The organism is Gillisella vitis, from assembly GCF_021559775.1.
GTDB lineage: Bacteria > Pseudomonadota > Alphaproteobacteria > Rhizobiales > Rhizobiaceae > Allorhizobium > Allorhizobium ampelinum.
Genome location: NZ_CP056047.1, coordinates 327,568 through 341,615, shown reverse-complemented (window position 1 = coordinate 341,615; position 14,048 = coordinate 327,568). Strand labels below are relative to the sequence as shown.

The following is a 14,048-nucleotide window of genomic DNA, read 5'->3' as shown; positions in this document are numbered from 1 at the left end:
GGCCAGCGTCAATAGAGAGAAGGCGGGACCGAAAGGCTCCCGCCTTTTTTATTGCCCACACTTTATTTGGCGCTCAGGTTTTCCGCAGTGGCGGCCCCACCTGCCAAGGGCTGCCGATGGCCGGACACATCGGCACCGGCATTCTTGTCCATGAAGATATAGGGAATGACGGCGGCCAGCGACAAAAAGGCCACGACGGCAAAGGCCACATGAAAATCGGCAAGATCCAGATGACCACCGGTCAGCATGGTGCTGATCTCCAGAACGAAGGCCGCGCAGGCAACGCCGAGCGCCAGGCTGATCTGTTGCAACACCGAGGCAATTGAGGTTGCCTGACTGGCCTCGTTATTGTCGATATTGGCATAGCCCAGCGCATTGGTGCCGGTGAAGAAAAACGAGCGGCAGAAACCAGCCATCAGCAGGAAGAACATCAGCAGCGCATGCGGGGTCTGCGGCGTGAAAAAGGCATTGAGAAAGGTGGTCGCGGCGCCGCAGACGCCCGCCACGATAAGGACGCTGCGAAAACCGGCAGCGGCAAACACCCGGCGCGCCAGGAATTTGGTGCTGATCGCCCCAATGGCGCCGACAAAGGTGGTCAGCCCGGATTCAAACGGTGTCATGCCAAAGCCCAGTTGCAGCATCAGCGGCATCAGAAAGGGAATGGCACCCGCCGAAATCCGAAACAGCGTCCCACCGATCTGGGCGGCGCGAAAGGCCGGTTTGCGAAACAGGGTGAGATCCAGAAGCGGTGCTGGATGGCGCCTGGCATGCACTATATAAAGAACGCCGCACAACAGGCCGATAACAGTTGCGGCAGTACCGACAATCGGCGGCAAGGCTGGCAGGCTCATGACCGACAGGCCGAAAACGACGCCCGCCGCCGACAGCGAGGTCAGGGCAAATCCGGTCCAGTCGATCGGCGCGGTTTCGACCCGCTCGATTTCCGGCAGGAAAATTGTCGTCAAGACGACACCCAGCACGCTGATCGGCACATTGATCAGAAAAATCCAGTGCCAGGTGAAATAGGTGGTGATAAAACCACCGACCGGCGGCCCGGCCAGCGGACCGACAAGGCCGGGAATGGTCAGCAGCGCAATGGCCGAGACCAGATCCTCGCGCTTGTTGGTGCGCAGCAGAACCAAACGGGCGACCGGCGTCATCATCGCGCCGCCCATGCCTTGCAAAAACCGGGCGGCGACGAATTCCACCAGCGAACCGGACATCGCGCAGCAAACGGACCCGACGATAAAAACCCCAATCGCCGCCCGGAAGATTTGCTTGGCCCCGAATTTATCCGCCATCCAGCCGCTGACCGGAATGAAAATGGCAAGCGCCACCATATAAGACGTCAGAGCCAGTTTCAGCGTGATCGGCCCGACGCCGAGATCGTTGGCAATGGCGGGCAGCGCGGTCGCAATCACCGTGGAGTCCATGTTTTCCATGAACAGGGCCACGGCCAGGATGAGCGGAACGATGCGATTCATGATGAGCACTCTTTAAAGATGGCAGCCATTGGAAATGAAGTTGATATCCCCTTGCGGCATCATCGAAGATCAAATGTCACAAACAGACCACCAGGCGTACATATCAAGGCCCGACGAAAAGCCTCACCCGGCGCGTCCTTCTAGTCCTCTCATCCCATACCTGACAATCGTTATCGTCCCGATAAGCCTGCCGATCACGTACACGTTACGCATTTCCACTCATCGCTTACAAGCCGTCAACTTCGTCGCAATTCATTCTGTTTGCTGGATAATTTTTCCCCGAAAATCTGGCGAGCCGGAGAAAACATCCCCGACGCCATTGAAACGGCACAGACCCGCCGCTACCTGTTGAGGCTGTAAGCGATGAAAATGGGGACGAGGAGGTTGTAATGGTTTCAATGAACAGGCGAACAATGATCGCGGGGGCTGCCTTGGGCGCCTTGTCGGCCCCAGCGCTGATGGCGCGGGCAGCTTTCGCGCAAGCGGAGACATCGATGGATATCAATCATGCCATGCCCCCGGAGACCCACAGGTTCCAGCTCGGCGGGTTTGAAGTCGTGGTCATCAAGGACGGCACGCGGGTTTCCGAAAAGCCGGGCGAGACCTTTGGCACCAACCAGAGCCCTGAAACGGTTTCGGCGCTGCTGGAGAAGAATTTCCTGCCGACCGACAAATTCGTCAACGGTTTTTCGCCGGTGCTGATCAATACCGGCTCAGATGTCATCCTGTTTGATACCGGCATGGGCGAACAGGGCCGCGCCAATGGTATGGGCAGGCTCAGTGAAGGCATGATGGCCGCGGGCTATTCGCCCGAAGATGTCACCATCGTCGTCCTCACCCATATGCATGGCGACCATATCGGTGGGTTAATGGAAAAGGGCAAACCGGCCTTTGCCAAGGCGCGCTATATCGCCGGGCAGCGCGAATATGATTTCTGGACCAATACCGCCCGGGCTGGAACACCAGCCGAAGGTGCACAAAAAGCGGTTCTGGCCAATGTGAAGCCGCTGGCTGAAAAAATTACCTTCCTCGGCGATCAAGGCGGCGATGTGGTCTCCGGCATTCGCGGCGAGGCGGCTTTCGGCCACTCTCCCGGCCATATGATTTTCCATGTCGAATCCAAGGGCAAGCGCCTGCTGCTGACCGCAGACACCGCCAACCATTTCGTGCTGTCGCTGCAACGGCCCGATTGGGAAGTGAAATTCGACATGGACAAGGCTCAGGCCGCCGCCACTCGCAAACGGGTGTTCGACATGGCAGCAACCGACAAGGTCGCCTTCCTGGGCTATCACATGCCCTTCCCCTCGGTCGGCTATGTCGAAACGCTCGATACCGGCTACCGATTCGTGCCGAAGAGCTACCAGTTCGATCTTTGATCGCTTGCGCCGCGCCGCCCGCCGCGCGCCCATTCGGGGCGCGGCGATATTTCCGTCACCGTTTGGCGGTGAAAAAATCCTTCAGCAGAGCGGCGGCCTCAGTCTCGCCGATCCCGGCATAGACATCCGGCGCATGATGGCAGGTGGGCTGGCTGTAAAAACGCGCACCATGGTCGACGCCCCCGCCCTTTTCATCGGGCGCGCCATAATAAAGACGGCGGATGCGGGCAAAGGATATCGCTGCCGCGCACATTGTACAGGGTTCCAGCGACACATAGAGATCGGCGCCTGCCAGCCGCTCATCCTCCAGAATGGCGCAGGCACGGCGGATCGCCAGGATTTCCGCATGGGCCGTCACGTCTTGCAAGGCACGGGTTTCATTGCCAGCTTGGGCAAGAATGACGCCGTCCTTGACCAGCACAGCACCAATTGGCACCTCGCCGCGCGCGCCAGCCAGCCGGGCTTCTTCCAGGGCAACATCCATGAAACGGGTTGTCAGCGTCATGATGCATGAACTTTCCACTTAACCAAGCCTTCGCGAACTGATAGGACACAGCAAACGACAGGCAAGCAAAAAATGACCGATAAAGAAAAGTTCAAGCGGCCGGGCAGCAAGCCCGCTGGCCGCCCCTTCAAGACATCTGCCGAAAAACCCGGCAAATCCGGCCCAAAAAGCTTTGGTGCCCAGAAAAAATTTGGCGAAAAGGCCGATGCGGCACCGCGTGACAAATCGGATGCGGCACCGCGCCCTAGACCTGATGCGGCTCCGCGCAAAAGCGCAACACCTGCTGCCAAGACCGGCAGCGAGGATACGTTGAAGCCGGAACGGATTTCCAAGCTGCTGGCGCGTGCCGGTATCGCTTCGCGCCGCGACGTGGAACGCATGATCATGGAAGGCCGCGTGGCCGTCAATGGCAAGGTGCTGGACAGCCCGGTGCTGAACGCCACGCTGGCCGACCGGATCGAAGTGGATGGCGAGCCCATTCGCGGCATCGAGCGCACACGGCTCTGGCTCTATCATAAGCCGTCCGGCCTGGTGACGACCAATTCGGACCCGGAAGGACGCCCGACCGTATTCGACAACCTGCCGGAGGAATTGCCCCGGGTGATGTCGATCGGACGGCTCGATATCAATACCGAAGGCCTGCTGCTGCTGACCAATGATGGCGGCTTGGCGCGGGTGCTTGAACTGCCGACCACCGGCTGGCTGCGCCGCTACCGCGTGCGCGCCTATGGCGAGATCGATCAGGCCAAGCTTGACACACTGAAGGACGGCATCGCCGTTGACGGCGTGCTCTACGGTGCCATCGACGCGGTTCTGGACCGCAGCCAGGGCCACAACGTCTGGATCACCATGGGTCTGCGCGAAGGCAAGAACCGGGAAATCAAGAATGTGCTCGGTGCGCTTGGCCTTGAGGTCAACCGGCTGATTCGCATCTCCTACGGTCCGTTCCAGCTCGGCGACCTGCCCGAATCGCAAGTGCAGGAAGTGCGTGGCCGCATGTTGCGCGACCAGCTCGGTCCGCGCCTGATCGAGGAATCCAAGGCCAATTTCGACGCGCCGCTCTATTCCAACGCCCCCGCCGAGGAAGACGATGCGCCTGCGCCGAAAGCCAAGGCGAAAGCCGAGGAAGGCAATTGGAAGAAGGACACACGGCCAGCCAAGCCGCGCGGCTTCGACAACCGGGAGGACGCCCGCGAAAAGGCTCTCAGCCGGCTCGACACCCGCCGCGACGGTGCAAAGCCTGCCTTCGGCAGCAAACCCGGATTTGGCGGCAAGCCCGGCTTCAAGGGGAAACCTGCGGCTGGCCGTGACGGTGACGATGCAGCCCGCGATGGCAAGCCGAAGCGCATGCCACTTGGCCAGAGCCGCACCGCCAATGTCTGGATGGCACCGGGCGCACGTCCAGTGTCTGAAAAGAAGACGGCAAGTGATGAGGCCCGCAAAAGCGGACCCCGCGCCCGCCCCGATGGCGCACCGCAGACCAAGCGTTATGGCCGCACCAAGGACGGCGCGCCGACCAAGAGCCTTTCGCGTCACGACCCGGATCGTGGACAGTATGCTGGCAGCGACGATAAGGATTTGCGCGTCAAGGTCAGCCGCGCCCGCGATGCCGAGGGCGAATGGATTCGCGCCGAAGGCCCCGACAGCAAACCAGCCGGACGCGGCGGACGCGCTGGCGAAGGCTTTGGCGGCAAGCGGGATGGCGCAGATCGTGGTGCCCGTCCCGCATATGGTGACAAACCTGCCTATGGTGATCGGCCAGCGCGTGGCGAGCGTGCAGCGCCCAGTGACCGGCCTTCGCGGGGCCAGTGGCCCACACGGGCAGATCGCCCGGACCGGGGCGAAAGACCTGCTCGCAGCGATGCTCCGGCCCGCAGTGATCGCCCCTATTCCGGACGTCCCACTGGAGAAAGAGCCGAGCGGCCAACCGGCGACCGGCCTTATGACGGACGGCCAAAATCCCGTTCCGCTTCCGGCGACAAGCCGTCCTTTGGTGGCAAGCCGGGCGGGAAGCCCGGTTCTGCCAGACCCGGCTCTACCAGATCAGATGCAGGGCGTGGCCCATCGCGTGGCCCTTCCTCTGGCCCCAAAGGCAAGAGGTAAGCCGACATGCGGATCGTTGGTGGAGAATTTCGGGGGCGTAGCCTTGCCACGCCCAAGACCGACGCCATCCGGCCGACCATCGACCGGACACGCGAAAGCCTGTTCAACATCCTGATGCATGCCCATCCCGAATGTCTTGATGGCACGCGGGTTCTCGACCTGTTTGCCGGAACCGGCGCCATCGGGCTGGAAGCCCTGTCGCGGGGTTGCCGTTCGGCGCTGTTTGTCGAAAACAGCGTCGAGGGTCGTGGCCTGCTGTGGGAAAATATCGACAATCTTGGCCTGCATGGCCGCGCCAAGATTTTGCGCCGCGATGCCACCGACCTCGGTTCGGTCAGCACGATGGAACCGTTCCATCTGCTGTTTGCCGACCCGCCCTATGGCAAGGGCCTGGGCGAAAAGGCCTTTGCCGCTGCCCACCAAGGCGGCTGGCTGGTGCCTGGAGCTTTGGCTCTCCTGGAAGAGCGCGCCGATGTCCTGGTCCAGGCGCCCGAAGCCTTCGCTCTGCTGGAAGAGCGGATCTTCGGCGATACAAGAATTTCATTCTTTACCTATAGACCGGGTTGAAACGGCAGCGCGATTTCTTAAATCCGCTGCGATATAGAGTTTGTCAGAGAAAAGCAGTCTCCGATGTCACAAGACGCTTCGGGCTGCTTTCTCGCATTTTTCTTGCATATCTGACAGAAAGCCAATCGATGCTTGTGTTGGAAATGCTCCAAAAGGTCCGTTTGAAATCATGCCGCAGGATGTCCAATCCCATAAATCCCTCGTTGAGGTAGGACCCAGCACGCCGACGGTTGCCGTGGCGCTGGGGGCTGGCGGCGCGCGGGGCCTTGCGCATATTCATGTGCTGGAAGCCCTTGAGGAAATGGGAATCGAACCTGTGGCGATTGCCGGTTCCTCCATTGGCGCGATTATCGGGGCTGGCAAGGCGGCAGGCATGTCGGCAGCCGAAATGCGCGACCATGCGCTGGAAACCGTCGGCAAGCGCAATGAAGTGTTCAAGCGGATCTGGGGCCTGCGCCCGCCGACCATGCGCCACGCCATCGGCGGATTCCGGTTGGGACAGTTCAATCTGGAACGTATTCTGCGCGCCTTCTTGCCATCCCGGATTCCCGATGATTTTTCGGGCCTTGGCATTCCTCTGAAAGTGATCTCCACCGATTATTACGGCCATTGCGAACAGGTCAGCGAAGACGGCGATCTCTATCAGGCGCTGGCGGCTTCCGCCGCTATTCCCGCCCTGTTCATGCCTGTCATGCTGAACGGGCGGCTGATGATCGATGGCGGCATTTTCAATCCCGTGCCTTATGAACATCTGATGGGACTTGCCGATATCGTCATCGGCATCGACATCGTCGGCGGCCCGGTCGGAGTGGACGATATCCCGAACCGCATCGACAGCCTGTTCGGCGCCTCTCAGCTGATGATGCAATCGCATCTGGCCCTGAAACTCAAGCTTGGCCCACCGGCAATTTTCCTGCGCCCGCCAGTCAATGGGTTTGGCGTGATGGATTTCATGAAGGCCAAACAGATCTTCGAGGTGTCAGCCCCTGTCAAAGACGAGGTCAAGCGGGCGCTGGAGGCGCAATTTGCGCTTCTCGCCCAGCGCTAGAGCATGTCGCGTTCAACTGGGATCAGTTGAACGATAACGTACATGCGCAAAAAAAGATAAAGCGCGGCTCTGCCGAATCCAATAAAACGCGCCGCGCTTTAGAGTCCGCCTTTTCGGGAAAACCGGGTTCCACTTTTCCGAAGGCAAACTCTAAGCAGCCGTATCCCGGTCTTTTTCCCTCTCTTTGTCCTGATCTTTCTCCGTCTCATGTCCCCGCTTGGGTTTGATCAGCGGTTCCGGCTGGACCGGCCTGTTATACAGCATATGGGCGCCGCCCTTGATGCCTTCCACCGCCTGAATGCGCAGGCGCTCATCGTCCCGGCGGCGGATATCTGCCTCGATGGCTTCTGCCATGTCCTCATCGACACCCAGCGCCTCAATGGTCTTGCGACCAAATTTCAAGCCGGATTCCACCGTTTCGCGCAGTTCATATTCGACATTGCGGGCCCGAAGCGACAGGCTGTGAACACGATCATAGGAGCGTACGAACAGCCGCGCCTGGGGAAATTCGGAGGCGACCAGATCGACGATCCGGTCGGTGACTTCACGCTTCTGGGTGCAGACCGCCACCACCTTGGCCTTTTCGATGCCAGCGGCCCTCAACATGTCCAGCCGCGTGCCATCCCCGAAATAAATGCGAAACCCGAAGGAGGCGGCCTGGCGAATACGGTCGGCGGAATCGTCGATGATCGTCACGTCCCGGCCACTGGCCAGCAAGACCTGGGCGGCGATCTGGCCAAAACGCGAAAAGCCGATCATCAACACATCCGAACCGGCACCATCGAAATCCTCGTCCAGTTCCTCGTGCTGGTCGCGCGACAACAGCCGTGAGGAGAGCGCCGCGACCACCGGCGTCAGCGCCATGGTAAGTGTGACGATGGAAATCAGCAGCGAGGACGTCGCACTGGAAAACACGCCCGCAGAAACGGCGGTGGTAAACAGCACAAACCCGAATTCACCGCCCTGCGGCAAGATGGCGGCAATACGAATGGCGTCATCATGGCGGGAGCCTGCCAATCGGCACAGGCCATAGATGCTCAACGCCTTGATCAGCATCACCACCGGAACGGCGACAGCCAGCAGCCATAGATTGGCAAAAATCACGTCAAATTGCACGGACAAGCCCACCGCCATGAAGAACAGCGCCTGGAGAATGCCGCGAAACGGCTCGATATCGGCTTCCAGCTCATGACGATAGGAGGATTCGGCCAGCATGACACCGGCCAGAAAGGCCCCCATGGCCATGGACAGGCCGACCGCCTGCATCAGCATGGCCGATCCGAGCACGATGAACAGGGCGGCGGCAATCATCACCTCGCGGGCGCCGGTACGGGCCATGACCTGGAACAGCGGATTGAGCAGGTAGCGCCCTGCCAGGATCATCGCCAGCGTCGCCGTGACGGCCACACCGATATCGATCCACAGTGAGCCGGGCGCAGGTGCCGCCTGAGCGCCGAGAATGGAAATCAGCGCCAGCAACGGCACGATCGCCAGATCCTGAAACAGCAGGACGGAAAAGGTGCGCTGGCCATATTGGCTGTTCAAATCGCTGCGATCATTGAGAATCTGCAAGGCAAACGCCGTGGAAGAGAGCGACAGGCCAAAACCGGCAATCACCGCACCACGCCAGTCAAGAAGGTCAAAGGCCAGCGCCACCCCTGTCAACAATGCACCGCCCAACACTACCTGAGCTGTGCCCAGGCCGAAAATATCGGCGCGCATTTTCCACAAGGTCGAGGGTTTCAGCTCCAACCCAATGACGAACAGCAGAAAAACGATGCCAAGCTCGGCCACCGAGAGGATTTCCTCCGCCCCGGTGATGACATGGGCGACAGGACCGATAACGGCACCTGCTGCCAGATAGCCGAGCACCGTGCCGAGGCCGAGCTTGCGGAAAATCGGTGCGGCGACCACGGCACCGCCCAAAAGTACGAGAGCCTCGGTAAACAACAGGGTCGGTGCGGTGCTCATCTTAGCCTTTCCGGTGCAAGCCTTCTATCGCAGGGTTCGACTGGTCTGCCCTTGATGCGGAAGGGAATGCAAACTATAGCGACCTCATCGCACCCTATCGAGTGCAATCAGGTCGCCATAGCACTTTATCCCTGCTGCATAATTTTCTCCTCAAACCGATTCCGGTTTACGGAATTATGCAGTAAAGGAAGGTGACGAGAAAGGCCAAGCCATGTCATCTGAAAATTCCCCCGAACATCTTTTGTCGCGCGCCCATCAACTGGTCGATCTGGCCCGCAAAGCCGGAGCAGAGCGGGCCGATGCCGTCGTGGTGCGCTCCCGCGCCCATTCGGTCAGCGTGCGCCTCGGCAAGGTCGAGCAGACCGAATCCTCGGAAAGCGACGATTTTTCGCTGCGGGTGTTTATCGGCAACCGCGTCGCCTCCGTCTCGGCCAATCCGGGCTTCGACCTGACGGCGCTGGCCGAACGCGCCGTTGCCATGGCGAGGGTTTCGCCGGAAGACCCTTTTACCGGCCTTGCCGATGAAGAGGATCTGGCCCGGACCTATCCGGATCTGCAACTTTATGACCCAACCGAAGTGTCGAGCGATGCGCTGCGCGACGCGGCCCTTGCCATGGAAGAGGCGGCTCTTGCCGTCAATGGCGTCAGCAATTCACTGGGGGCCAGCGCATCAGCAGGCATGGGCGGCTTGGTCCTCGTTACCTCGCACGGCTTTTCCGGCCACTACCAGGCCTCGCGGTTTTCCCGCTCGACCGGGGTCATCGCTGGCGAAGGCACGTCGATGGAGCGCGACCACGATTATGACAGCCGCCTCTATTTCGCCGAACTGGACAGTCCTGAAGAGATCGGCAGACGCGCAGGCGAGCGCACGGTGCGACGGATCAATCCGCGCAAGGCCGACACCGCCAAAAACCTGACGGTTGTGCTCGATCCGCGCGTCGCACGTGGCTTTGTCGGCCACATCGCCGGTGCTATCAATGGCGCTGCCGTGGCCCGTAAAACCTCCTTCCTGCGCGACCGCATGGGCCAGCAGGTGCTGAAATCCGGTCTCAGCATCACCGACGATCCGACCCGGGTGCGTGGTTCGTCCTCGCGTCCCTTCGATGGCGAAGGAGTGATGGGCAAGCCGCTGACGATGATCGAGGATGGTGTTTTGCGCCATTGGTTCCTATCGACCTCGGCGGCGCGCGAACTGGGCTTGAAAACCAATGGACGCGGCGCGCGCGGCGGCACGTCCGTCTCGCCCTCTTCCTCCAATCTGGCGCTGGAGCCTGGCGATATCACGCCGGAGGCGCTGATTTCAGGGATTTCCAGTGGATTTTACATTACCGACATGATCGGCCATGGGGTTGACATGATCACCGGCGATTACAGCCGGGGGGCCTCCGGTTTCTGGATCGAGAATGGCGAACTGACTTATCCGGTGTCGGAAGTGACGATTGCTTCCAACCTGAAGCAGATGTTCATGGCGATGACGCCAGCCAATGACATCGACCGCAAATTCGGCGTCGCGGCTCCGACCCTTGCCATCGAAGGCCTGACGATTGCAGGGAAATAACTACATCGACAAGGACCGTAAAGGGTGAGCAGCACAAGCCAAATGCCGGATCTTCAAGCCGATCTCGACCTCATTGCCGAGGCCGCACGACAGGCTGGCGAGGTGGCGCTGACCTATTTCGGGGCTGATCCGGATGTCTGGTGGAAAAACGAGGGCCAATCACCGGTCAGCGCCGCAGACTATGCCGCCAACAGCCTGCTGGAAAAAATCCTGCGCGAAGCACGCCCCTCCTATGGTTGGCTTTCGGAGGAAAATGACGACGATGAAAGCCGGCTGAGCCGCGACAGCGTCTTTGTGATTGATCCGATCGATGGCACCCGCGCCTTCCTGGCCGGTCAAAAGACTTGGTGCGTGTCCGTCGCGGTCGTTCATCGTGGCCGCCCGGTGGCCGCTGCTCTGGTCGCCCCTGCCCTTGGCGAAACCTTTCTGGCGACAGCCGAGGGGCAAGCAACCCTAAACGGCAAAGCAATCACCGTTGCCAACCGCCTGCCCCATCAAAGCCTGCGGGTCGCGACACCGGCCGAATTGCTCAAGGCCTTTCGGGACGGCGTGCGCGAACGGCTGGAACGGGTCGCCCATATTCCTTCGCTCGCCTACCGTCTGGCACTGGTGGCGGACGGCCGGATCGATGCTACGCTGGTGATGAAAAACTCCCATGACTGGGACTTGGCCGCCGCCGATCTGATTCTTGAGCGGGCGGGCGGGGCGCTGACCGACATCCACGGCAAGCCGCTGCTCTACAACCGGCCACAGGTGCGCCACGGCCATCTTCTGGCCGGATCAAACGCCGTCCTGCCGGAACTGCTGACCGCCTTTTCGGCAGGACCGGAGACTGCATCCGACAAGGGCCGATAAGATACAGGATGAACAACCCAACGCTCGGCATGGCAGGTCGGGCGGCGGCGGTTGACCTTGCGGTAAAAATCAAGCAGATGACATCTGCGGGACAATGATGATGGAAAAGATGAGATGACCGAGACAAGCGACAAGAAACAGCTTCTGCATCTGGTGTTCGGTGGTGAGTTGAGCAATCTGGCTGAGGTTCAATTCCGGGATCTGAAAGAATTGGATATCGTCGGGATCTTTCCTGACTATGCAACAGCGCTTTCCGCATGGAAAAGCAAAGCGCAGCAGACAGTCGACAATGCCCATATGCGGTATTTCATTGTGCATATGCATCGCCTGCTGACCCCTGGCGAACAATAATACCAAGGCTCGAAGCGTCATCTTCCATGGCGCTTCGGATGAAGCGTAGACTTGACTGACATTTGGTGCCGCCACGGACCATGACGGTTTGCGGATAAAAACACGCCTGATGACGGATCGCGGCCTCACAGCCATGACCCTTTGGCGTATTTGAGGTTGGAGAAGGATGAGCGCATTGGCACGCATCGCACTGACCGCCTATCGCTGGGCAGGGATCGTCGCCTTTCCGTGTGCAGGGCTTTTCCTGTCCATTCGCGCCGCCAAAGGCAAGGAAGATCGCACCCGGCGGCTGGAACGGGTCGGCTATGCTGCCGCTAACCGTCCGCGCGGACCGCTGGTCTGGGTTCATGCCGCCAGCGTCGGCGAGATGATGGCGGTGACGGCCCTGATGCGGGAACTGCGCCGCTGCGAGATTAATGTTCTGCTGACCACGGGTACGACAACCTCGGCCAAGATTGCCAGCGACCGTCTTCAGGACGGCGTCATCCATCAATATGTGCCAATCGATGCCCTGCCCGCCGTGCGACGGTTTCTCGATTATTGGCAGCCGGACATGATGATCGGCGTCGAATCCGAGATCTGGCCGATCATGCTTCAAGACCTGCATGACCGGCAGATCCCGCAGATCCTGGTCAATGCCCGGATTTCCGACCGCTCCTTTGCCCGCTGGAAGCGACACCCCGCTGTGGCGGCCTCGCTGTTTTCCAAGCTTGCCATGGTCGTGGCGCAATCGGATGTCGATGCCGAACGGTTCCGCGATCTCGGTGCCTGGCCGGTCAGCGTCTCCGGCAATATCAAGGTGGACACCGATGCTCCCCCCTGCGACAGCAGCCTCCTGACCAGCTATGAGCGGCAGATTGGCCATCGCAAGACCTGGGCGGCCATTTCCACCGCCGAGGGCGAGGAAAAGATCGCCGCCATGGTGCACCGCGCTTTGAAAGCCCATATGGGCCAGCTCAGCATCGTTGTGCCGCGCCATCCCGAACGGGCCGATGCGATTGAGGCGATGATGATCGAGCAGGGGCTGACGGTTGCCCGGCGCAGCCGCAACGATCCGATCACGCCGCAGACCGATGTGTTTCTGGGCGATACGATCGGCGAAATGGGGCTTTATCTGCGACTGACCGATATTGCCTTCGTCGGCCGCTCGATGATGAAGGAAGGCGGCGGCGGCAACCCGATGGAGCCTGCCGTGCTGGGCTGCGCGGTGCTGAGTGGCCCACATGTGGAAAATTTCCGCGAAAGCTACCAGCGCCTGGTGCGCCATGGTGCCGCCCGCGTTGTGCGCGACGCCGAAACCCTGGCGAAAGCCGTACATTTCCTGATGAATAACCACCTGGCGCGTCACAAAATGTCCGATTCCGGCATGGAAGCCGTGCAGGACATGCGCGGCGCGCTGACGGCGACCATCAAGGCGATGGAACCCTATATCAATCCCTTGACCGTCAAGGCACGCCTCGAACCGAAGACGGCAGCGGGCGAATGATAGGACGCGGCACTGTGACTGATGACCTTGCCCGATCAGCCCCTAAAATTGGCGGAATTCTGTTCGACAAGGATGGCACGCTGTTGGATTACGACGCCAGTTGGGCGCCGGTGAACCGGCAACTGGCACTGATGGCCGCCGATGGCGACCAGACGCTGGCCGATCAATTGCTCGGCGCCTGCGGCATGGACCCCGAAAGCGGTTATGTCGTCCCCGACAGCCTGCTGGCGGCGGGCAATGCCCGTGAGATCGCCGAGGGACTGGCCAAGGCGGGGTCGCCCTTCGATGCCGATTATCTCACCGAAGCGCTGGATGCGATTTTCGCCAATGCCGCCGAGCTTTCCGTGCCGGTGACCGATCTTGGTGCGCTGTTTGCAAAGCTGCGACAGCGCGGCCTGAAGCTCGGCATCGCCTCCTCAGACAACGAACGCTCGATCCGCGCCATCGTCCAGCGGTTCGGGCTTGAGCCGCATGTGGATTTCATTGCCGGTTACGATAGCGGGTTCGGCTGCAAGCCGGAGCCGGGCATGGTGCATGGCTTTTGCCAGGCGACCGGCCTTGCCCCCGCAAACGTAGCCGTGGTCGGCGACAATAATCACGACCTGTTGATGGGCCGCAATGCAGGCGCCGGGCTTTCAATCGCCGTGCTGACTGGCACCGGATCGCGTCTGACGCTGGAAGCTGGCAGCGATTTCTGCCTGAACGACATTACCGGACTTGAACAGGTCCTGGGTTGAGGGGCAG

General features: G+C 60.5%; 12 protein-coding genes. 9 read left to right on the top strand and 3 right to left on the bottom strand.

Annotated elements, in window-relative coordinates:
* Positions 1–62: 62 nt before the first annotated feature.
* Positions 63–1,484, bottom strand: coding sequence for a DHA2 family efflux MFS transporter permease subunit (locus AVCG78_RS01555; protein ID WP_015915068.1), 1,422 nt, complete (start codon positions 1,482–1,484; stop codon positions 63–65).
* 398 nt (positions 1,485–1,882) lie between these two features.
* Here AVCG78_RS01555 and AVCG78_RS01550 point away from each other — a divergent pair, with 398 nt between their 5' ends.
* Positions 1,883–2,860: an MBL fold metallo-hydrolase gene (locus AVCG78_RS01550; RefSeq protein ID WP_071202473.1), complete on the top strand. Its 978-nt coding sequence runs from the start codon at positions 1,883–1,885 to the stop codon at positions 2,858–2,860.
* Between the two features lie 55 nt (positions 2,861–2,915).
* On the opposite strand, the gene AVCG78_RS01545 is transcribed toward AVCG78_RS01550, so the two are convergent.
* Positions 2,916–3,365: a nucleoside deaminase gene (locus AVCG78_RS01545; RefSeq protein ID WP_071202471.1), complete on the bottom strand. Its 450-nt coding sequence runs from the start codon at positions 3,363–3,365 to the stop codon at positions 2,916–2,918.
* A 72-nt stretch (positions 3,366–3,437) separates the two neighbouring features.
* On the opposite strand from AVCG78_RS01545, the gene AVCG78_RS01540 reads away from it, so the two are divergent.
* The 3 genes from AVCG78_RS01540 (at position 3,438) to AVCG78_RS01530 (ending at position 7,083) form a co-directional block, all read left to right on the top strand.
* Positions 3,438–5,468 carry a pseudouridine synthase gene (locus AVCG78_RS01540; RefSeq protein WP_071202469.1) on the top strand — a complete coding sequence of 677 codons (2,031 nt, stop codon included), beginning with the start codon at positions 3,438–3,440 and terminating at the stop codon, positions 5,466–5,468.
* A gap of 6 nt (positions 5,469–5,474) precedes the next feature.
* Positions 5,475–6,035 (top strand): 16S rRNA (guanine(966)-N(2))-methyltransferase RsmD, encoded by a 561-nt coding sequence (gene rsmD, locus AVCG78_RS01535; protein ID WP_071202467.1) that lies wholly within the window; start codon positions 5,475–5,477, stop codon positions 6,033–6,035.
* 169 nt (positions 6,036–6,204) lie between these two features.
* Positions 6,205–7,083, top strand: a complete 879-nt coding sequence (locus AVCG78_RS01530; RefSeq protein WP_071202464.1) for a patatin-like phospholipase family protein — start codon at positions 6,205–6,207, stop codon at positions 7,081–7,083.
* Between the two features lie 150 nt (positions 7,084–7,233).
* Here the strand turns inward: AVCG78_RS01530 and AVCG78_RS01525 are convergent, their stop codons facing one another.
* On the bottom strand, positions 7,234–9,054 hold the full coding sequence (locus AVCG78_RS01525; RefSeq protein WP_071202462.1) for a monovalent cation:proton antiporter-2 (CPA2) family protein: 1,821 nt from the start codon (positions 9,052–9,054) through the stop codon (positions 7,234–7,236).
* 211 nt (positions 9,055–9,265) lie between these two features.
* On the opposite strand from AVCG78_RS01525, the gene AVCG78_RS01520 reads away from it, so the two are divergent.
* From AVCG78_RS01520 to AVCG78_RS01500, 5 genes are all read left to right on the top strand, one after another.
* The gene (locus AVCG78_RS01520) at positions 9,266–10,612 is read left to right on the top strand and encodes a TldD/PmbA family protein (RefSeq protein WP_071202460.1); all 1,347 of its coding nucleotides are present in this window, start codon (positions 9,266–9,268) and stop codon (positions 10,610–10,612) included.
* Between the two features lie 42 nt (positions 10,613–10,654).
* Complete coding sequence (locus AVCG78_RS01515; protein ID WP_071202459.1) at positions 10,655–11,467, top strand: 3'(2'),5'-bisphosphate nucleotidase CysQ; 813 nt, start codon at positions 10,655–10,657, stop codon at positions 11,465–11,467.
* A gap of 114 nt (positions 11,468–11,581) precedes the next feature.
* Positions 11,582–11,818: a DUF4170 domain-containing protein gene (locus tag AVCG78_RS01510; RefSeq protein ID WP_015915059.1), complete on the top strand. Its 237-nt coding sequence runs from the start codon at positions 11,582–11,584 to the stop codon at positions 11,816–11,818.
* 166 nt (positions 11,819–11,984) lie between these two features.
* On the top strand, positions 11,985–13,304 hold the full coding sequence (gene waaA / locus AVCG78_RS01505; protein WP_071202457.1) for a lipid IV(A) 3-deoxy-D-manno-octulosonic acid transferase: 1,320 nt from the start codon (positions 11,985–11,987) through the stop codon (positions 13,302–13,304).
* Positions 13,301–14,041 (top strand): HAD family hydrolase, encoded by a 741-nt coding sequence (locus AVCG78_RS01500; RefSeq protein ID WP_071202455.1) that lies wholly within the window; start codon positions 13,301–13,303, stop codon positions 14,039–14,041. The genes waaA and AVCG78_RS01500 overlap by 4 nt, the downstream gene beginning before the upstream one ends.
* The last annotated feature ends 7 nt before the right edge of the window (positions 14,042–14,048 follow it).